15 protein-coding genes and 2 tRNA genes are annotated in these 19,423 nt (G+C 67.6%); 11 read left to right on the top strand and 6 right to left on the bottom strand.

The annotated features are described in order from the left end of the window. The first annotated feature begins 13 nt into the window (after positions 1-13). The 5 genes from ureC (at position 14) to POL67_RS00240 (ending at position 3,721) form a co-directional block, all read left to right on the top strand. The gene (gene ureC / locus POL67_RS00260; protein ID WP_271914161.1) at positions 14-1,729 is read left to right on the top strand and encodes an urease subunit alpha; all 1,716 of its coding nucleotides are present in this window, start codon (positions 14-16) and stop codon (positions 1,727-1,729) included. A 13-nt stretch (positions 1,730-1,742) separates the two neighbouring features. After that, on the top strand, positions 1,743-2,411 hold the full coding sequence (locus tag POL67_RS00255; RefSeq protein WP_271914158.1) for an urease accessory protein UreF: 669 nt from the start codon (positions 1,743-1,745) through the stop codon (positions 2,409-2,411). 15 nt (positions 2,412-2,426) lie between these two features. Beyond that, a complete protein-coding gene (ureG, locus tag POL67_RS00250; RefSeq protein WP_271914155.1) occupies positions 2,427-3,152 on the top strand; it encodes an urease accessory protein UreG in 726 nt (241 codons plus the stop codon). A gap of 154 nt (positions 3,153-3,306) precedes the next feature. Further along, positions 3,307-3,432, top strand: a tRNA-OTHER gene (locus POL67_RS00245). Positions 3,433-3,597: 165 nt separating this feature from the next. After that, positions 3,598-3,721 (top strand) — tRNA-OTHER (locus POL67_RS00240). A gap of 77 nt (positions 3,722-3,798) precedes the next feature. Here the strand turns inward: POL67_RS00240 and POL67_RS00235 are convergent. From POL67_RS00235 to POL67_RS00220, 4 genes are all read right to left on the bottom strand, one after another. Further along, complete coding sequence (locus POL67_RS00235; RefSeq protein ID WP_271914151.1) at positions 3,799-4,311, bottom strand: GNAT family N-acetyltransferase; 513 nt, start codon at positions 4,309-4,311, stop codon at positions 3,799-3,801. A gap of 161 nt (positions 4,312-4,472) precedes the next feature. Further along, complete coding sequence (locus POL67_RS00230) at positions 4,473-4,604, bottom strand: LuxR C-terminal-related transcriptional regulator (protein WP_271914148.1); 132 nt, start codon at positions 4,602-4,604, stop codon at positions 4,473-4,475. Positions 4,605-5,174: 570 nt separating this feature from the next. After that, on the bottom strand, positions 5,175-5,789 hold the full coding sequence (locus POL67_RS00225; RefSeq protein ID WP_271914146.1) for an HdeD family acid-resistance protein: 615 nt from the start codon (positions 5,787-5,789) through the stop codon (positions 5,175-5,177). Positions 5,790-5,931: 142 nt separating this feature from the next. After that, positions 5,932-6,876 (bottom strand): dioxygenase family protein, encoded by a 945-nt coding sequence (locus POL67_RS00220; protein WP_271914145.1) that lies wholly within the window; start codon positions 6,874-6,876, stop codon positions 5,932-5,934. Between the two features lie 127 nt (positions 6,877-7,003). Here POL67_RS00220 and POL67_RS00215 point away from each other — a divergent pair, with 127 nt between their 5' ends. From POL67_RS00215 to POL67_RS00205, 3 genes are all read left to right on the top strand, one after another. Then, the gene (locus POL67_RS00215) at positions 7,004-7,675 is read left to right on the top strand and encodes a response regulator transcription factor (RefSeq protein WP_271914143.1); all 672 of its coding nucleotides are present in this window, start codon (positions 7,004-7,006) and stop codon (positions 7,673-7,675) included. Further along, the gene (locus tag POL67_RS00210; RefSeq protein ID WP_271914141.1) at positions 7,672-9,165 is read left to right on the top strand and encodes a sensor histidine kinase; all 1,494 of its coding nucleotides are present in this window, start codon (positions 7,672-7,674) and stop codon (positions 9,163-9,165) included. The genes POL67_RS00215 and POL67_RS00210 overlap by 4 nt, the downstream gene beginning before the upstream one ends. Positions 9,166-9,461: 296 nt before the next feature. Next, the gene (locus POL67_RS00205; protein WP_271914139.1) at positions 9,462-11,093 is read left to right on the top strand and encodes a TROVE domain-containing protein; all 1,632 of its coding nucleotides are present in this window, start codon (positions 9,462-9,464) and stop codon (positions 11,091-11,093) included. A 75-nt stretch (positions 11,094-11,168) separates the two neighbouring features. On the opposite strand, the gene POL67_RS00200 is transcribed toward POL67_RS00205, so the two are convergent. Continuing rightward, a complete protein-coding gene (locus POL67_RS00200) occupies positions 11,169-12,482 on the bottom strand; it encodes a hypothetical protein (RefSeq protein ID WP_271914137.1) in 1,314 nt (437 codons plus the stop codon). A 274-nt stretch (positions 12,483-12,756) separates the two neighbouring features. On the opposite strand from POL67_RS00200, the gene POL67_RS00195 reads away from it, so the two are divergent. From POL67_RS00195 to POL67_RS00185, 3 genes are read left to right on the top strand one after another with little or no spacing between them, the layout of a single operon-like run. Beyond that, a complete protein-coding gene (locus POL67_RS00195; protein ID WP_271914135.1) occupies positions 12,757-14,538 on the top strand; it encodes a vWA domain-containing protein in 1,782 nt (593 codons plus the stop codon). 60 nt (positions 14,539-14,598) lie between these two features. Then, entirely contained in the window at positions 14,599-15,846 is a 1,248-nt protein-coding gene (locus POL67_RS00190; protein ID WP_271914132.1) for a phospholipase D-like domain-containing protein, read from the top strand. A 38-nt stretch (positions 15,847-15,884) separates the two neighbouring features. Continuing rightward, complete coding sequence (locus tag POL67_RS00185; protein WP_271914130.1) at positions 15,885-17,420, top strand: hypothetical protein; 1,536 nt, start codon at positions 15,885-15,887, stop codon at positions 17,418-17,420. 4 nt (positions 17,421-17,424) lie between these two features. Here the strand turns inward: POL67_RS00185 and POL67_RS00180 are convergent, their stop codons facing one another. Beyond that, positions 17,425-19,356 carry an ABC-F family ATP-binding cassette domain-containing protein gene (locus POL67_RS00180; RefSeq protein ID WP_271914127.1) on the bottom strand — a complete coding sequence of 644 codons (1,932 nt, stop codon included), beginning with the start codon at positions 19,354-19,356 and terminating at the stop codon, positions 17,425-17,427. Positions 19,357-19,423: the final 67 nt, after the last annotated feature.

The raw sequence follows: 19,423 nt of genomic DNA, 5'->3' as shown, positions 1-19,423 counted from the left end.
ATCGGAGGACGCCATGTCCCGCATCATCGACCGACGCACGTACGCCGAGATCTTCGGACCGACCACCCGAGACCGGGTCCGGCTCGGCGACACCGATCTGATCATCGAGATCGAAAAAGATTTCACGGTGTACGGCGACGAGTGCAAGTTCGGCGGGGGCAAGGTTCTCCGGGATGGAATGGGCCAGCGCGCGGGCGTTGCCCAGTGGGATGCCCTCGATTGCGTGATCACGAACGTCGTCGTCGTCGACTGGACCGGCATCTACAAGGCCGACATCGGCATCAAGGACGGCCTCATCGCGGGGATCGGAAAAGCGGGCAACCCCGACGTCATGGCCGGCGTCACGCCGGGGATGGTGTTTGGCCCGACGACCGAGGCCATCGCGGGCGAGGGGCTGATCGTGACGGCGGGCGGGGTCGACACGCACATCCATTTCATCTGCCCGCAACAATGCGACGAGGCGATCGCCTCGGGGATCACCACGATGATCGGCGGCGGCACCGGCCCGGCGACCGGGACGAATGCGACGACGTGCACCCCGGGCGCCCACCACCTCCGCATGATGCTGGAGGCGACCGACGGGCTGCCGCTGAATTTCGGGTTCACTGGAAAGGGCAATTCGTCCAAACCCGAGGGCTTGCACGAGCAGATCCAGGCCGGCGCGATCGGGCTCAAGCTGCACGAGGACTGGGGCACGACGCCCGCGGCCATCGATTGCTGCCTCTCCGTGGCCGAGCAATACGACGTGCAGGTGACGATTCACACCGACACCCTGAACGAGAGCGCGGCCGTCGAGCACTCGATTGCCGCCTTCAAGGGCCGCTCGATCCACGCGTACCACAGCGAGGGCGCGGGCGGCGGCCACGCGCCCGACATTCTCCGTGTTTGCGGCGAGCCCAACGTGCTCCCCTCGTCGACGAACCCCACGCGCCCCTTCACGGTGAACACGCTCGACGAGCACCTCGACATGCTCATGGTCTGTCACCACCTCGACCGGAGCATCCCCGAGGACGTCGCATTCGCGGAGTCGCGCATTCGAGGCGAGACCATTGCGGCAGAGGATATCCTGCACGACATGGGCGCGATCTCGATCGTGTCCTCCGACTCGCAGGCCATGGGTCGGGTCGGCGAGACCATCACGCGCACCTGGCAAACGGCCGACAAGATGCGCAAGCAGCGCGGGCGGCTCGCGGACGAGCGCGGCGACAACGACAACTTCCGCGTGCGCCGTTACGTCGCGAAATACACCATCAACCCGGCCGTCGCGCACGGCGCCTCGCACCACGTCGGCTCGGTCGAGGTCGGCAAGCTCGCGGACCTCGTCCTGTGGCGCCCGGCGTATTTCGGGGCCAAACCCGAGATCGTGATCAAGGGCGGCGTCATCGCGTGGGCGCAAATGGGCGATCCAAATGCATCGATCCCGACGCCGCAGCCGGTCCGCATGCGTCCGATGTTCGCGAGCTTCGGCCGCGCGCCGGGGCGAGCCGCGAGCGCCTTCGTGAGCGGCGCGTCGATCGAATCCGGCGCGGCGGCCTCGTATGGTCTGGGCAAACGGATCGAGGCCGTGCGCGGATGCCGCGCGCTCGGGAAAAAGGACATGCGGCTGAACGACGTCATGCCGCACATCACCGTGGATCCGGAGACGTACGCGGTGACGGCGGACGGCGTGCGCCTCACGTGCGAGCCCGCAAAGGTCTTGCCCCTCGCGCAGAGGTTTTTCTTGTTCTGAGCGTCCGTGCGCCATGGCCCTCTCGCTCCTCCTGCTCCAGCTCGCCGATTCGGCCTTTCCGACGGGCGGATTCGCGCATTCAGGCGGGCTCGAAGCGGCGGCGCAGCTCGGGGAAATCACGGGGCCTTCGAGCCTCGAACGATTCCTCCTGCACAACCTGGAGCAAGCAGGCGCCGGCGCCCTGCCGATGGTCACGGCCGCCCACACCTCCCCCGAGAGATTCCCCGCGCTCGATCGACGTCAGGATGCGTTCCTGACGAACCATGTGGCAAACCGAGCGAGCCGCGCGCAAGGACGGGCGTGGCTCGCGGCGGCCTCGCATTCATTCGGAATCGCGTCCCTCCGCGAGCTCCGCGCACGCTCGCGCGAGGACAAATCGTTTTGCGGGCATTTCGCTCCGCTCTTCGGCGCCATCGCCGCGCGGCTCGGACTCTCGCGCGGCGATGCCCAGCGGCTCTTTCTGTTTTTACACCTCCGCGGCCTCGTCTCCAGCGCTGTACGCTTGAGCCTCCTCGGCCCGCTGGAGGCGCAGGCGCTGCAATACCGCCTCACGGGCGCAGTCCTCGCGGTCCTCGCCCGGCACGAAACGCGCGGGGAGGAGGACCTCGCGACGACCGCGCCGCTCGTCGATCTTTTCCAGGGCCACCAGGACCGGCTTTATTCGCGTCTGTTTTCGAGCTGAATTCCGGAAAGAAACATGCACGGCCATTCCCACGAACATGGGCACGATCACGGGCACACGCATGAGCACCTGGAGCACCCGGGGCGCTTCGACGAGCGTGATCGGCCGCTCGCGCGCGCCTTCGACGAGCGAGCCTTCACGGTCGGCATCGGCGGGCCGGTGGGCAGCGGCAAAACGGCGCTCGTGCTCGCGCTGTGCCGGAGCCTGCGGGAACGCATGAGCCTGGCGGTCGTCACGAACGACATCTTCACCCGCGAGGACGGCGAGTTTCTCATCCGGAACAAGGCCCTGCCCTCGGATCGCATCCGCGCTGTGGAGACGGGCGGCTGCCCGCACGCGGCGATCCGTGAGGACATCACCGCGAACCTGCTCGCGCTCGAAGAGCTCTCGGCGCAGCACCGGCCGGAAATGCTCATCATCGAGTCCGGCGGCGACAACCTCGCGGCGAACTTCAGCCGGGAGCTCGCGGATTACATCATCTACGTGATCGACGTCGCCGGCGGCGACAAGGTCCCGCGCAAAGGCGGGCCCGGGATCACACAATCGGACCTTCTGGTCATCAACAAGACGGACCTCGCGGGCGCGGTGGGCGCCGACCTCAGCGTGATGGAGCGGGACGCCAAGGCGATTCGTGGCGGCGGTCCCATGGTCTTCGCGCAAGCGACGAAGGACGTCGGGGTCGAAGCGATCGTGAACCACATCGTCCACGCGTACCAGCATGCGCGTGGCATCGCTCATTGAGCCGATGGGATAATCTTTATCCCGTGGGCTAGCCGCTCTTCCAGGCGCCTCCCCGTCCTTTGCGAAACAAGTTACCAAATCCGGCCCCAAACGGACTGTGGCGGGGTCCTGGCCGGCTTGGCACGCCGTCTGCTTCAAGGGGGAACACGAAGACGCCAGGATAGCTCAGCGGTAGAGCACGTAAAAAAAACCTTGGCCGGTTTTCTCCGGCGATGGCAGTGATGGCCAGGGTTACTTCCATTAAAGGACGTGGTCGCGGGTTCGAATCCCGCTCCTGGTACCGCGAAGGGTTCGGGTTCCCCCTCGTTCCTTTCGCGCGCAAGCTCCCCGGGCAGTGAGGCACGCGGTTCCTTCGTTTTGGGTACGAAAAAGACCCCGCGGCCAGTTTTCTCCCGAGGAGCAAGCATTTTCCAAAGCGAGATAGACGGATACGAGACGTATAGATGCCAGGATAGCTCAGAGGTAGAGCGCGTAAACACCTTGGTCGCTATTCTCCGGCGACGGCAGTGATGACTAGGGTTACTCCGCTGTCAACGGCGAGGTCGCGGGTTCGAATCCCGCTCCTGGCGCTTGGAAGGCTCGGAAGGAGCTTTCTGCCCGATCCCCGCCATGGGGATCGGGCTTTGCTGTTTCGAATGGAGACCCATTATAGAGTCTTCTTCATTCGAATCATTTCCTCACCAAAGCCTTGCCGTGCGTAGAGCGCACGGGCGCGCGTATTCGCGGGCCACACGTGGAGCGTCAACGCCGACAGCCCTCGGTCGCGCGCCCACGCCTCCGTGGCGGCCAAGAGCGCGCTCCCCACACCCTTCCCTTCATGGCCCGGCACCATCGCGAGGTCTTCGACGTGGCCCACCGGCTGCTGGGTAAAATGGTCCACCGCCGTCCTCACCCATACGAAGCCGATCAACTCTCCGGCCGTCTCCGCGATCAGCACGACCTCGCCCATCGGCGTCTTCGACGGCGGCGGGGGCGCGGCCTGCCGTTCGAGCAGCGCCGCCGCGCTCTCGCGCTGGCGAGCGACGAGCTCTTGGAGCGTGAACCAGGCAGGAAAACCGACACTCGTCGAGCGCTCGAAAAGCGCGAGCACGAGCGCGCGCTCGGCCTCGTTCTCGATTCGGAGGGGGCGAATGGTCACATCGGCGATCGACTGAGCCATGCCGGGACGCTACTACGTCGAGGACAGGTTCGGCAAGCCAAACGATGTCGCTACCGTGGCGCCGCGGCCTGCTGCGTTGGTTCGAACGCCCTACCCCGGGGTGAGACAAAGCGCCAAAAGCTCGCTGCGGCTGGCCACGCCGAAGTGGCGGTGCAGCGTCTTCACGTAATGTGCACGGTGTACTGGCTCAGGCCGAGCTCCGCGGCGATCTGCTTTTCGCTCAGGCCCCGCGCGAGCCCGCGCAGCGTGTCCTGCAGGCGCGGGGAGAGCCCCTTCAGCCGAGTCGCAGGCACCCCGGCGGCTCGTGCAGACGGCCCCTTGCGCGCGCGCCGCGAGCTTGGGCAGGGGTCAACCGAAGCTGCCGTCGTAGCTCCTCGACCCGAACCATGTCCCTTGCGCCGTCCGCAGGCATGCGTGCTCCTCGCCCGTGTCCGCCAAATCTACCGTACCCCCTCTGTTCCGGGGAATGGCCCGCGCCGCTTCGTCACCGCATGATGCGGCTCGTCAGGCGGGGCCATGCGCCCCGACGGGTCTCATACTTTCTCTCGTGGGTCTCGTGATTCTTTCGTCGTACGGCGCCGGCGGGAGTATGCACCGGCCGAGCAGGACGAGGAGGCCGTGCTGGAAGCGGAGCAGGCGCTCTGCGGATCGCCGTCCAGCGCGGGGTGCGACGAGCCTGCGGTTCCGGTCCCGGAGGGGGCCTTCTGCGAGCTCCCGAACGGCTTCGAGTTCCAATATCACTGCGGCAACAAAGGCACGACTGGCTGCAGGGTTTTCAACTGCACGGCCGGGGGGGACCACGTATACGGCGACGGCGGGCCCCGCCTGCGCGGATCTCGTCGCGCTTTCTTGCCACTGAGCCATTACGGCCGCGTCGTGATGATCGGTCCGCGCATCACGCTTCCCGCGCCGAGCCCGATCAGGATCATCGACGTCCCACCGAGGAGCAAGTCGATTCCGACGAGAAGGCCGAGCGCCCAGGCGGCCGTGCTCGGCCAGCCGGCAAAGATGAGCACGCCGAGCGCCAGGGAGACGATGCCATCGAAGAAGAGCCAGCCCCAGGCGGGGATGTGACGGCTCTGCACGGCTCGAATGAGCTTCACCACGCCGCTCGCCATGAAAAAGGCCGACAGCGTGAGCGTCAGGGTGAGCGTGCCCGTCACCGGGAAGGCCGCCACGAGCGCGCCGGCGATCACGAGCAGCACTGCGCCCACGAGCGACCAGGCTCCGCCTTTCCAGCCGCGGGCTTTGACGGCGTGAAACGCCTGGAAGATGCCGGCGATCACCATGATGAAACCGATCACGAGCGCCGTGACCAGGGAGGCGATCAGGGGCATGAGGAGCAAGAGAACGCCGAGCACCATGAAAGCGGCGCCGAGCCCGAAAAACCACGCGCGGTTTTTCCGTACGACGTCCTCGATCTGCCCGACCACCGTTATGCGGGTCGTGTCGACCGGCCCTTCCGGAGGCTGCATCATGAGGGTACCCTCCTTTTCCTGCACGGAACAGGGTGCCCCTCTCGGTGGGTGTCAAGCAGGTCGCCGCGCGTGAGGCGGGCCGAGCGATGGCAATGGCGGGCAGGCCGCTCGTGGGCCGAGCGGACTCAGGGGCGGGGGTCGCTCACGGCATCGGAGGCGGTCCGCCGCCGGGGCCGCCCATTCCTCCCGGCGCCTGGCACAAGGCATTCGCGAGCGAAGAGCGAATGACGAGCGTCTTCCACGCGAGCAGCGCGCCGTCCGACATCTTCTTCGTCTGCAGCGTGTAATCGGCGGCGGCGTCGGCCGAGATCACCGTGTCGTTCTCGTTCGTCGTGTCGCGCGCGCCGCGGTCCTTGTAAATGGGCTGCGACGCGATGATGTCGTCGCTCAGCTCGTCCGGGAAGAAGAGCTGGGACGTGACGTATTCGTTCCCGCCGACGCGCACCGTGAAGTGGATGTGGATCGTCCGGCTCGAATACCAGCCCGGAAAACACGAATCGAAATCGACCCGACCGTTCGCGTCGGTGGTCTGCACGCCGCGGAACCACCGGGCCGCGAGGGCCTCGGCATCATTGCCCGTGCACATCTCCACGGAGTCGTCGCCCGAATAAAGGCCCGTGGCGGCCGTATGCCAGACGTCGACCTCCGCGCCCTCGATGGGCTTGCACGTCTCGTCGACGACGCGCAGCGCGAGGCGCATCGGCAGGCCGGCCGATCCCTCGCTGATGTCTTTCCGGACGATCGTCTTGGCATAACACGGCCCGAGCGTCATGGCGCAGACGAGCGCGCACGTCGCCCCCGGGTCGTCAGTGAACGGGTCCGCGTAATCGCCGGACATCGAGGCCGTGCCGCCCGTGGCCCATTCGCCGTTACCGGCGCCGCCGGTGCCGCCGCTTCCGCCGCTACCGCCCGAACCGCCGGTGCCGCCGCTGCCGCCTGCGCCGCCGGACCCGGTGTTTTCGTTGGTTCCTCCGCAACCGACGAACGCCACGAGCGGCGCGGCGCAGAGAGCCGTGCCAATGCCGCGGAGAACGGATCGGCGCGTGATGGTTTCCTGGGAGCGGTCCTTTTTCGAGTGGCGAGGCATGCGCGTTCCTCCTGGACTCGTATGTAGATCGGAAATCTTACGACTTCCTTACGTGCCGGGACATGCGTTCCGTCCTCGGCTATGATGGGGCTCGCGCCACGCGCGTCGCCGATCCAGAAGAGGGGCCATGGGAAAGAAGGTGCTCGTCATCGAGGACGATCAGGAGCTTGGCGCGCAGATCGTCAAGCGCCTCCGCGACGCCGGCTACGAGGCCACCTGGTGGAAGGAAGGGCGGCGTTTGTCCCGAGAGACCTTGCCCGACGTCGAGCTCGTCGTGCTCGATCTGATGCTGCCCGGTACGTACGGAATGGACATCCTCAAGGATCTGCGCGTGTTCTCCGAGGTGCCGGTGCTCGTGCTCAGCGCGCGCAACGACACGGCTGACAAGGTCCGCGCGCTGCGGCTCGGCGCCGACGACTACATGACGAAACCCTTCTGGCCCGAAGAGCTCGTCGAGCGCGTGCGCGCCCGTCTCCGCAGGCCCACGCTCGGGCGCGGGGACGTCGTCGAGGTCGGAGCGCTGCGGATCGATCGCGGGCGGCGCGAGGTCTCCGTGCGGGGCGAGCGCGTCGAGCTCACGCGACTCGAGTTCGAATTCCTCGCGGCGCTCGCCGAGCGGCCGGGCGAGGCCATGACGCGGAGCTCGCTCGCCGAGCGTGTGCTCGATCCGGAGCGCGACGGGACCGAGCGGACGCTCGACGTGCACGTATCGAGGTTGCGCAAGAAGCTCGGGCGCGGCGCGTTCGTCGAGACCGTGTGGGGAATCGGGTATCGGCTGGGCGACGGGCGCGACGAATGAAGCTCCGCGCGCGACTCGCGGCCGCCACCATTGTGGTGATGCTCCCGATGACGTTCGCGCTGTTCTGGTACGACGCGACGGCGCGGCATCGAGCCGCGGAGCAGAACCTCACGGAATTCGTGTTCGGGCAAATGCCCACGGCGCGCGAGGCGTGCGAGGCGGCGCCTTCGTCGTTCGGCGGCGAGCTGCGGCCGAGCCGAGCGATGGGGCCTCCCCGCGGCAATCGTCCTCCGTCTGGAGATCCCCCACCCGGGGAGCCTCCGCCTCGGCCGGGGCCGGGATCTGCGCCTCCGCATGGGCCCCCGCGGCCCCGCGCGGCGAGGCCCGCGGTCGTGCACGCGTACGACGAAACCTTCCATTCCGAAAATCCCGACGCGCCTGCCGTCCCAGAGGCGCTCGCCCGGGCCATGGAGGAGCAAGACGTCGCCATTACGTCGTACATCTTGCCGACGGCGTCGGTCGAGATCCTCGCGCGAATGCCCTGGGGCACGGGCCCGTGTGCGTACGTGCTCGCCCGCGGGACGACCGATCCGACCTGGGGCGCGGTGCTCCCCGAATCCAACGTATGGCTGCTGCCCACGGTCGCCGTCTTCGCAGCGATGCTCCTCGCCCTGGGTCCGGTGGTCCGGCGCATTCGCAAGCTCACCGAGGCCGTGCAACGCTCGGCCTCGGCCACCTATGCGGACGCCGTCCTGATCGAGGGCGACGATGAGATCGGCGTGCTCGCGCGGGCCTTCAATGCGGCGGGGCGCGAAATCCGATCACAGCTCGAAGAAAAGGACCAGCGTGAACAAGCGCTCCGCCATTTCCTGGCCAACACGACGCACGACGTGATGATCCCGCTCACGGTGCTGCAAGGCCACCTCGCGACGCTGCGCGAAGACGCGGCGGCGGGAAAACCCGTCGACGTCGGCGCGCTCGTCTCGGCGATGGACGAGGCCCATTACATGGCGTCGCTCGTGCACAACCTCGCGGCGACGGCTCGGCTCGAAGCGGCAGATGTAAAACTCCAGCGGAGCGAGGTGGATCTCGAAACGCTCGTGAAGAGGGTCGTCGGACGGCACAAGCCCATAGCGAAACAACTTGGGGTGTCGATCGAGACCGCCGTGCCCGGAGAGCCCGTGACCGTCTCGGCCGACGTGACGCTCCTCGAACAGGCGATCAGCAACGTCACGTACAACGCCGTCCGTTACAATCACTCCGGTGGTCACGTCGCGGTCATTCTGGAGCGCGTGGCGAAGGAGGCCGCTTTCCGTCTGCGTGTGGTCGACGATGGCCCCGGCATCCCGGAGGCGGAGCTTTCGCGGCTCGCGGAGCGCGGCTTTCGCGGCAACGAGGCGCGCTCGCGTGCGCCGGACGGACAGGGGCTCGGGCTGCACATCACGCACCGCGCCGCCGAGCTGCACGGCTTCCGCCTGACGCTCCGGCCGTCGGAGTACGGCGGCCTCGAGGTCGAGCTCGAAGGAAAACTCGACGCTCCCACGGGATAAGCATTTATCCAACTGTCTACGCGCGGCGCGTCGGATCCCTCCCCGCGCGGCCGAATCCTCGAAACATTTGCGCAAACCCCCGCGTTTTGTGGTTCCACGGGGCGCTGGCACGCCCGCTGCAATGCCTCCTCGCCGAGCACCCTCCTCGCGAGGGCCGCTCCCCCGAGCCCCGGGCAGTGAAGGCAGCGGTTCCTTCGATTTCCACGAAACAAAACCGCGGCCGATGGTTCTCCCGGGCTCCTCGGGTGTTTTTTATCCGCGCGGCGCGTGCTGCGCGGGGAACCGGTAGATTCGTCATGGCGTTTTTCAGCTTCATCAAGAAGGAGAAGGCTCGCGCGAAGGCGGCGGTTCAGACGCCCCCGGCCTCGGGACACCTCAATTTCATGGGCGGCGTCTCGTACGACCTCTCGTCGCCGATCCTGCGCCTCCGCCTCGCGGCGTCGACGTGCTTCTTCGGCGAGCCCATGTATTACCACCGTGACGAGAAGGACGCGCGGCCCGTGAAGGCCACGAGCCCGTGCCGGCTCTCGAACAAGGAGGTCGATTACCTCCGCGCGACGCTCGATGCGGTCGATCCGCAGGCGTGGCGCAAGATGTCGCCCGCGGAGCTCATCGAGAGCGCAATCGACGAGGCGCTCGACCACGACGCGGAGGCGACGCTGGAAGAGGCGGCGCGGCTCCGGAACGACGAGCACATGCGCACGACGCCGCAGGTGATCCTCGTGCGCGCGGCGAATCATCGCGCCGTGAAGGGGACGGGCCTCGTGCGCAAGTATGCGCCGCGGATCGTGAAGCGTGCGGACGAGCCGGCGGTGGGCCTGGCGTATCAGATGTTTCGGTATGGCAAGCCGATCCCGAATGCGCTGAAGAAGGCGTGGCGTGACGCGATCACGCGCTTCGACACGTACGGGCTCGCGAAGTACCGGCTCGAGGATCACGCGGCGAAGACCGTGGACGTCGTGAACCTCGTGCACCCGAAGAGCGAGGCGGTGCACAAGCTCGTGAAGGGCGAGGCGAAGAACACGGGGCGCACGTGGGAGGCGATCGTGAGCGCGCGCGGCTCGAACCGGACGGCGTGGAAGAAGGCAATGGCGGTCATGGGCCACATGGCGATGCTGCGCAACCTTCGCAACATGCTGGAGGCGGGTATCAAGGCGGACGAGATTGTCCCGTCCTTGCTCGCGGGCGCGAAGGACGGCAAGCAATTGCCCTTCCGTTACTTCTCGGCCTACAAGGCCGTGGAGGAGAAGGCGCCGGGGCCGCTGCTCGACGCAATCGAGACGTGCCTCGTCACGTCGCTCGGCGAGCTTCCGTATTTCCGCGGTCGCGTGATGGTGCTCGCGGACAACAGCGGCTCGGCGCAGGGGACGGCGACGAGCGCGATGGGCACGATGAAGGTCTCGACGATCGGCAACCTGACGGGCGTGCTCGCGGGGATGCGCGCGGACGAGGGTCACCTCGGCGTGTTCGGGGACGAGCTGGAGACGTTCGCGATCCGGAAGGGCGCGTCGATCTTCGATCAATTGAAGCGCGCCGAGGCGCTCGCGAAGCACATCGGCCAGTCCACGGAGAATGGGATCTGGCTCTTCTTCGACCGGGCGATCCGGATGAAGGAGCACTGGGACTCGATCTTCGTGATGAGCGACATGCAGGCGGGCCACGGCGGCCTGTACGGTACGAACAAGGCGCAGTATCGCGAGTACGGCTGGGGTTCGGGCGGGCAATACATCGACGTGGCGAAGCTCGTGTCGACATATCGCAAGCGCGTGAACCCGAACGTGAAGGTGTTCTTGGTGCAGATCGCCGGCTACAAGGACACGCTCGTGCCGGAATTCTACGACCGTACGTACATCCTCGGCGGCTGGGGCGAGGGCCTGCTCCGCTTCGCCGCGGAGATGGAGAAGGCCTCCTCCGGGAAGGCGGCATGATCGAGGGGGCGAGGCGCGTCTCGTGCCTCGCCCCCCGGCTTGTCCGAACGTTTTTCTCGACAATCGACGCGAGCGTCATTCCTCGCAGCGCGTCTGCTCCGCGGAGGCGCATTTGCCGCCGATGCAGACGAGCGACGTGCAGGCGAGGGTCAGGCCGTCGACGGGGCAAGGTTCACCCGCGGCGGCAGGCAGCACGCAGGTATACCCGGCGAGGAGGTCGCAAAGGCCCTCGGCGCATGCGAACGGCGTGATGTTCGCGAGCATTTGCTCCTGGCAGCTCGCGCCGAGGGCCGGCGCGGGCAGGCAGCGTTTCTCGGTGCAGCCCTCGTTGTCGCAGGTGCAGGCCATGCCGAGCGGGCAAGCGCCGCTCTCGACGCAGCTCTGGCCCTCTTCAAGCAGCGGGAGGTCGGCGATGAGCGGCTCCTCGCCGGCACATTTTCCGTCGACGCACGTGAACGGGTGCTGGCAAGCGCCGTACGAATCCCCGCACGCCGCGCCGAGGGCGCCGCGCTTCGCGCAGCGGCCCTCGTCGCCGAAGTTGCAGTAAAGGCCCTCGTCGCAATCGAGCGCCATGTTGCAAGGCTCGCCCTCGGCGCGCGCGGGGCGGCATGCATAATCGGCCTCGCTCGCGCAATTCGCTGGGTCCGCACAGAGGCAGGCCGCGCCTTCACCGCAGGCGTGAAGGTTTGCCCCGGCGCATGCCGCGCCCGCGGCGAGGTCGGCCACGCAGACGGAGCCCTCGCAATGGGCGCCGGCCACGCAAGGGTCGTCGCGGAGGTTTTCGAAATCGAGCTGCGTCTCGTCACACGCTTCACCGATGGCCGCGCGGTCCTTGCAGGTACCGTCGGAGGCGCAGAACGCGTTCGCGCCGCACGAGCCCTCGCTGCAACGCTCGGACGCGCGCGTGCAGGTTCCCGGGCACGTGTTGCCCTCGAACACGCAGGAAAGGCCCGCTGCGCAATCGGAGACGGTGCCGCCGCGGCAGCTCTCGCCCTCGGCGCGCGTGCCGACGACGTAATGAGCACAGGAAGGACTGATACCGAGGCCCTGCGCGGCGAGCGCCCCGCAGCTCGCAACCTCGATCGCCGCGACGCAGCTCTCGACAGCGGCGGGGTCGACCACGACGTCGGGCGACGTGAGCACGTCGGCGACCGTTTCGCAGCGTTGCGCTTCGAGGCAAGCGTCAACGTCGCCCGGCGTGTTGTTGATGAAGGGATGCCCGCACGCGACCTGCCGCTCGCACGCGGCGCGCATGAGGTCGCAGACGAGCGTAACGGCATCATCGGGTTTGTCGGGACCATCGCCCGGGTAAGGCTCGCTGGGCCCGGGGCCGCCCGAGCAGGCGGGAAGAAACGATGCAAGAAAAAGGAAAGCAAGCGAGATTCGCACGCGTTTGGCTCCGCGAAAGGGTTCGTCCCGCCGCATTGCAAGGGGAAGGCCAACGTGCATTCGTCGGCGCGCGCGGGCCATCAGGGCCTCGATTGCGCCAGGGCTGCTCGATTTGCGCAGGGGCGGCACCGTCGTTTCGTTCACACTCCCACGGGGCCCGGATCCGCCGCCCCGGCGCCCCGGACACCCTCCCGCACGATCGCGACGGGCGGCTGTAAGGTTCGCCGGGCGCCGCCGTTTCCTCAGGCGAAACGCCACCCGGAGGACTTCTGCCATGTTGCGCTCTCGCCCCGTCGTCGCCCTCGTCGCCCTCGTCACGCTCGCCCAGACCCTCGCCGGTTGCGGTGCCGCACCCTCCTCGTCGGGAGGCGCCGCCGAGCCGAGGACCGCGACGGCGGTCAGCGATGACTCCTCCCCGAGGCAATACACGGCCGCCGAGACGGCCGCGCCGGCCGCAGACGAGGCCGCGCCCGTGGCAGCCGGGGCGGCCGCGCCGATGCCGCAGCAGCCCGTGAACCCCTCGCCCACGATGATGGCGCCGCCTCCGCCCGCGCCGCCCCCGCCTTCGATCGTGCCCACGCAGCCCATGAAAAAGGCCGAGGCCGAGCGCAAGGTCGCCGTCGCCACGCAAAAGCCGGCGCCGCAGCCCGCCCCGATCGCCGTCGCGCCGCCCGAGCCGAAGGGCACCGAGGATTACAAGGATTACGGCGTGAACCCGGTCGTCGACCCGCAAAAGGATCGGCTCTCGACGTTCGCCATCGACGTCGACACCGCGTCGTATTCGATCGCGCGCCGGAAAATCATGGAGGGCACGCTCCCGCCGTTTGCCTCCGTCCGCGCCGAAGAGTTTTTGAACTATTTCGATTACAACTACGAGGCGCCGAAGAGCGGGCCGTTCTCGGTGCACTTCGCCGCCGCGCCGTCGCCGTTCACGAAGGGCCATCACCTCGTGCGCGTCGCCGTGCAAGGCAAGCGCGTGCCGGAGAGCGCGCGCAAGCCCGTGCACCTCGTGTACCTCGTCGACACGAGCGGCTCGATGGAATCGGCCGACAAGATCCCGCTGGCCAAGCGGAGCCTGAAGCTCCTCACGAGCTCACTGAAGAAGGGCGACACCGTGGCGCTCTGCACGTACGCCGGCAACGTGCGCGAGGTGCTCGCGCCGACCGGGATCGAGGAGAAGGACAAGATCTTCCGCGCGATCGACGACCTCTCGGCCTCGGGATCGACCGCGATGGCGAGCGGCATCGAGCTCGCGTACAAGCTCGCCGAGCGGACGCTGGTGAAGGGCCACGTCAATCGCGTCATCGTGCTCTCGGACGGCGACGCGAACGTGGGGCCGACGTCGCACGAGCAGATCCTCGACATGATCGGCCGTTACAAGGAGAAGGGCATCACGCTGAGCACGGTGGGCTTCGGGTCCGGCAATTACAAGGACACGATGATGGAGCGCCTCGCCGACAAGGGCGACGGCAATTACGCGTACATCGACAGCGAGGTGCAGGCGAAGCGCGTGTTCCAGGACCAGCTCTCCGGCATGCTGGAGGTCATCGCGCGCGACGTGAAGATTCAGGTGGAGTTCGACCCGAAGATGGTGAAGGAGTACCGGCTCATCGGTTACGAGAACCGGGACATCGCGGACAAGGATTTCCGCAATGACAAGGTCGACGCGGGCGAGATCGGCAACGGCCACGCGGTGACGGCGATCTACGACGTGGTCCTCAAGGATACGAAGTCCTCGCCGATCGTGCTCCGCCTCCGCCACAAGCAGCCGCTCGCGGGGGATACGGCGACGGAGAGCGAGTTCAAGATGGATCCGGGGGCGATCGCGGCCTCGTTCGACGCGGCGGGGCGCGATTTCCGGTTCGCCGCAACAGTCGCGGCCTTCGCCGAGGTGCTGCGGCAGAGCCCGCACGCGCGCGATTGGTCGATGAAGGACATCGCCCGGCTCGCCGACCAGGCCGCGACGACGCAATCCGATCAGCAGGAGTTCGTGAGCCTCGTGCACCGCGCGGAGAAGCTCGCGACGGGCAATCAGGGGCCGGCCATCGCGCGCTGAAAAAGCACGCCGGGACCTCGACGAACGCCCTCGATCCTCCTATTCTGGCGCGGCTCTCCGATGTCGCGCCTCGCCCTCCCCCTCGCCGCCTCGCTCCTCGTTCTCGCCGGTTGTCCGCACGAACCGGCCCCGCAAACGCCCGCGCCCGCCCCGACGCCCGGGGAGCCGTTCGTCGCAGGGATGCCCCTCGAGATCGTCGAAACCCCGCCCGCCGAGACCACGCTCGATCATCCCGACGTGCAAAACGCCGCCGAGGTGTGGCTCGCGATGATCCAGGGCGCGAAGCGGTCGATCGACATCGAGCATTTTTACATCAGCAATGCGCCCGGCGGAAAACTCGAGCCGGTGCTCGCGGCGATCGAGGAGGCCGTGCGCCGCGGCGTGCGCGTGCGGCTCCTCGCCGACGTGAAGTTTTACCTGCGATACCCCGAATCCGTCGATCGGCTGGCCTCGCACGGGGTCCTCGTCCGCAAACTGGACCTCCGGTCGCGCGACGGCGTGCAGCACGCGAAATACATGGTGGTCGACGAGGGGGACGCGTACGTCGGCAGCCAAAACATGGATTACCGCTCGCTCGAACACATCCAGGAAATCGGCGCCCGCGTGCGCGTGCCCGAGGTTGTCGCGGCGTACGCGCGGGTCTTCGCGCAAGATTGGTGGATCGCCGGCGGGGAGGTCGCTGCCGAATCACCGGATACGAAGCCGCTCGCGCTCCCCGCGCGCTTCACATTCGGCGCCGAGGAGGTGCGAATCCTGCCCACGGCGAGCCCCAAGGATCTCCTGCCCGCGGGCGTGCCGTGGGAGCTTCCCGAGCTGCTCGCGCGGATCGACGGCGCCGAACGCACGCTCGACGTGCAAGTCCTCACGTACCGCACGAAAATGCGAAACGGCACGCCGTGGACGGACCTCGACGATGCGCTCCGAAGAGCAGCAAAGCGCGGCGTGCGCGTACGTTTGCTCGTCGCGGATTGGAGCAAACGCGAGGCGTCGCTTGAAGGGCTGCGCGAGCTTTCGCGCGTCCCCGGGATCTCCATCCGGTTCCTCGTGATCCCGCAGAGCTCGTCCGGCTTCATCCCGTTCGCCCGCGTGGCCCACGCGAAATACATGGTCGTCGACGGCAAGAGCACCTGGATCGGCACGAGCAACTGGGAGGGCGACTATTTCACGGTGAGCCGGAACGTCGGCTTGTTCATCGACGGCAAGGCGATCGCCGGGCAGCTCGAACGCATCTTCGAGGACGGGTTCGGCGGCGCGTACGCCGAGGTGCTCGATCCCGACCGCAAGTACGAGCCGCCGCGCATCGAATGAGATTGACGGGCGGGGGTACTTCGTTTTCTCATCGCCGCGTGCACGACTTCCGCCGCGTCGCCCCGCTCCTTCCGCTCGTCCTCGTCGCCGCGTGCGACCGCGGGTCGAGCGACATCACGCCCACCCCGACCCCCGCGCCCTCCGCCGTCGCGACCGCCTCGGCTGCGCCGCAAGGCTCGGCCACGCCCGCCGTCGCCGCCGCGACCACGGCCGCGCCGATCAAGCCCCCGGAGGGGCCGCCCGCGTGCAAGGCAGGCGAAAAGAAGGTGTGGGGCTCGGGTGCGAACAAGCTGACGGGCCTTTCGGTCGTGGATCTCGGCGAAGGGCGGCACGGCGTAGGCCTGGCGATGGGCTACGATCCCTACGTGCTCGTCGTCGACAAGTCGGGCGAGGGCCGGCTCGTGAAGGTCGCCGTGGGCAAAGGCTCGCACCTCGCGAAGCCGCCGAAGGCCGAGGAAGGGACGCGCAAGGTCATGCGCGTGACGCCGTCCAAGGTGGACGGCGAGAAGGTCTACGCGTTCGTCGATTACCACGACGAATACAAGGACAAGAAGCGCCGCGTCGCGTGCGGCCCGGCCGATACGAGCGACGCCTGGAACCATTTCGACGGGACGCCCTGGCTCGATCGTCCGGAAAAACCGATCGGCGAGGAGCGTGCGAAGCTCCTGAAGGGCCACGATTACGATCGGGGCCACGCGGAGGACGACGCGAAGGCCAAGGTCGACGAGGCCGAGGACGAGAAGGGGTATCACGAGCTGCGTGATTGCCGCACGTTCTCGGACGGCGGCGGCCATGCGTGGATCGTCGGCTCCGAGCTCGAAGCGGACGAGAAGGCCGAAGGCGCGCTCGAATGGAAGAGCACGCTGATGGTGGACACGGGCAACAAGGACAATGAGGTCCACCTGCACGAGATCGTGCTCAAGGGCGATCCGCCCGCGCTCGCCTCGTTCGAGGTGCCGATCTCGCACGCGTTCGAGGATGGCTCGCTCCTGCTCGCGACGCGGTTCAGCTCGACGCTCCGCGTGGGGATCCTCGGGAAAAACAAGCGCCTGAAGAGCAAGCTGGCGAGTTACGCGGGCTTCCCGACGATTCCGCACGCCACGAAGGACGGCGAGGACCTCGTGATCGTCACGTCCGTGGCCAAGGAGAAGGGGCAATTCGCGCTGCGCGCGCTGCGGGTGCCGAAGAGCCACGAGCTGCCGAAGAAGCTCGTCGCGATCGATACGCACATGGGCGACGCGGGCCACGACCACGCGCACGGGCACGATGACGAGGCGGACCACCACGACCATTCCGAGACGGATCCGACCTTCCTGCGCGACACGCAGGGGCGGCGCTGGCTCGCGTTCATCGAGGGCAAGCGCGGCAGCGGCGACCTCGAGCTCGTGCCGGTCGACGAGAAATTCCAGGCGATCGGCAAGCGCTTCTCGGTGCTCGACGACAAGAGCCTGGCCTCGGAGGTGCGCCTGCTCCCGCTGCCCGACGGCAAGATCCTCGTGGTCTCGTTGCGTGAAGGCACGGGCGGCACCGAGCTCGTCTCCGAGGAGCTGACGTGCGATATCGTGAAGGAGTGAGCCGCTAAGCGCCGGCTTGCTTCTGCTCCAGCTCTTCCCACCGCGCAATCAGGGTCGCGGCGCGCGCCTTGGCCTCGTCGAGGCGCCGCCCGAGCACCGGGACCTCCGCCCCGCGTGACGAATAGAGCGCCGGATCCGCGAGCTCTTTTTCGAGCGATGCGACCTCGCCCTCCGCCTCCTCGATCCGGCCCATGATCCCTTCGAGCTCGCGCTGCTCGGACCACGTGAGCCCCTTCGATTTCGGTGCAACCGGCTTCGCCGCGGCGGGTTTGTCTTTGCTGGCCACTTTCGCGGCAGCCGCCGCGGCCTTCACCGCCTCCTCCTTCGCCGCCTCCGCTGCCGCTTTTTGGACGAGATAATCCTGGTGCCCGCCGGCATACCGCACGACGCGGCCGTCCCCCTCGAAGACGAGGAGCGAGGTCGCGACCCGATCGAGGAACCACCGGTCGTGCGTCACGACGAGCGCGCTGCCGCCGTATTCGGTGAGCATCTCCTCCAGCGCCGAGAGCGTGGGCAGATCGAGGTCGTTCGTGGGTTCGTCCAGGATGAGCAGGCTATGGCTCTGCGAGAGCATCTTCGCGAGGACGACGCGCGCCCGTTCGCCACCGGAGAGCGATTTCACGGGCTGCCGCTGCGCGTGGCCGTCGAAGAGGAACCGTTCGAGGAACGAGCGGACCTCGATCGGCTGGCCGCCGAGCTCGATCTTGTTCCCCGCCGCCGCGACGTTGTCGTAGATCGATTTGTCCTCGTCGAGCCCGCTCCGGTGCTGATCGAAATACCCGACGCGGGTGTTTTTCCCGACCACCACCTCGCCGCGCGCCGGCGCGACGTCCCCCAGGATCGACCGGAGGAGTGTGGTTTTCCCCGTGCCGTTCCGGCCCACGATCCCCACGCGCTCGCCGGCCGCGAGCACAAAATCGAAGTCCTTCACGAGCGTGCGGCCCGCCATCTCCAGCGTGAGCTTGCGTAGCTCGAGGACGGTTTTCCCTGTAAAACTCGACTCTGCCAGGAGCTTCGTGGTCTGCTCGGCGCGCGCGGGGGTGGCCGCCTTCGCGGCCTCGGCCCGCTGGATCCGCGCCTTCTGCTTGGTCGTGCGCGCCTTCGGCTGGCGCCGGAGCCATTCAAGCTCGGTCCGGAGCAGGTTCTGCCGGTTCTGCTCGGTGCGCGCCTCGATCGCGAGCCGCTCCGCCTTCGCTTCGAGGTAGTCCTCGTAGCCGCCCTCGTACGAATACACCTTGCCGCGGTGGAGCTCGATCGTCCGATCGACGACGCGGTCGAGCAAATACCGATCGTGCGTGACGATGAGCAGCGCGCCCTTGTACTCCTCGACGAGCCAGCGTTCGAGCCAGTCGATCGTCTCGGTGTCGAGGTGGTTCGAAGGTTCGTCGAGCACGAGCAGCGCAGGCGGCGCGATGAGCAGGCAAGCGAGCGCGACGCGCCGTTTGTCTCCGCCGGAGAGCTCGGCCGTGGGCGCGTCGGGGCGCGTGACGCCGACGTGGCCGAGGATCTCGTCGACCTTGTGAAGCTGATCCCAGCCGCCGAACCGCTCGATCTGCGCAGCCAACTCCGCCTGCTCGGCGAGGAGGGCATCCTGATCCCCGTCGCCGTGGCCGAGGCGCGCCGAGATCGTCTCGTATCGCGCCTTCGCCGCAGCCCACGGGCCGAGGCCATCGACGACCAGCTCGCGGGCCGTTTTCACCGGATCGAGCGCGGGCTCCTGCGAGAGATACGCGACGTCGGCGCCACGTCGCTGCGCGACCGTGCCCGTGTCGGGCTTGTCGAGGCCCGCGAGGATACGCGCGAGCGTGCTCTTGCCGCTCCCATTGGCTCCGACGAGCCCTACATGTTCTCCGCTGTGGATGGAAAGCGAGACGCCATCAAGGATGCGCCTCTCACCAAACGACTTCGTTAACTCCTGCGCGACGAGGACGGGCACGGAGCCGAGCGTAGCACTGCGGCGAACCTCTGGTGCGGGAGGAACGACAGACCTTCCGTCACGAAGC

The sequence above is a fragment of the Polyangium mundeleinium genome, assembly GCF_028369105.1.
Lineage (GTDB): Bacteria > Myxococcota_A > Polyangia > Polyangiales > Polyangiaceae > Polyangium > Polyangium mundeleinium.
Note: the sequence above shows the minus strand (reverse complement) of the source record. Positions and strands in the feature narration are given on the sequence as shown.

Coding starts and splice junctions, on each gene's coding strand:
- ureC (WP_271914161.1), top strand. CDS start 14: ATGTCCCGCATCATCGACCGACGCACGTACGCCGAGATCTTCGGACCG.
- POL67_RS00255 (WP_271914158.1), top strand. CDS start 1,743: ATGGCCCTCTCGCTCCTCCTGCTCCAGCTCGCCGATTCGGCCTTTCCG.
- ureG (WP_271914155.1), top strand. CDS start 2,427: ATGCACGGCCATTCCCACGAACATGGGCACGATCACGGGCACACGCAT.
- POL67_RS00235 (WP_271914151.1), bottom strand. CDS start 4,311: ATGGCTCAGTCGATCGCCGATGTGACCATTCGCCCCCTCCGAATCGAG.
- POL67_RS00225 (WP_271914146.1), bottom strand. CDS start 5,789: ATGATGCAGCCTCCGGAAGGGCCGGTCGACACGACCCGCATAACGGTG.
- POL67_RS00220 (WP_271914145.1), bottom strand. CDS start 6,876: ATGCCTCGCCACTCGAAAAAGGACCGCTCCCAGGAAACCATCACGCGC.
- POL67_RS00215 (WP_271914143.1), top strand. CDS start 7,004: ATGGGAAAGAAGGTGCTCGTCATCGAGGACGATCAGGAGCTTGGCGCG.
- POL67_RS00210 (WP_271914141.1), top strand. CDS start 7,672: ATGAAGCTCCGCGCGCGACTCGCGGCCGCCACCATTGTGGTGATGCTC.
- POL67_RS00205 (WP_271914139.1), top strand. CDS start 9,462: ATGGCGTTTTTCAGCTTCATCAAGAAGGAGAAGGCTCGCGCGAAGGCG.
- POL67_RS00195 (WP_271914135.1), top strand. CDS start 12,757: ATGTTGCGCTCTCGCCCCGTCGTCGCCCTCGTCGCCCTCGTCACGCTC.
- POL67_RS00190 (WP_271914132.1), top strand. CDS start 14,599: ATGTCGCGCCTCGCCCTCCCCCTCGCCGCCTCGCTCCTCGTTCTCGCC.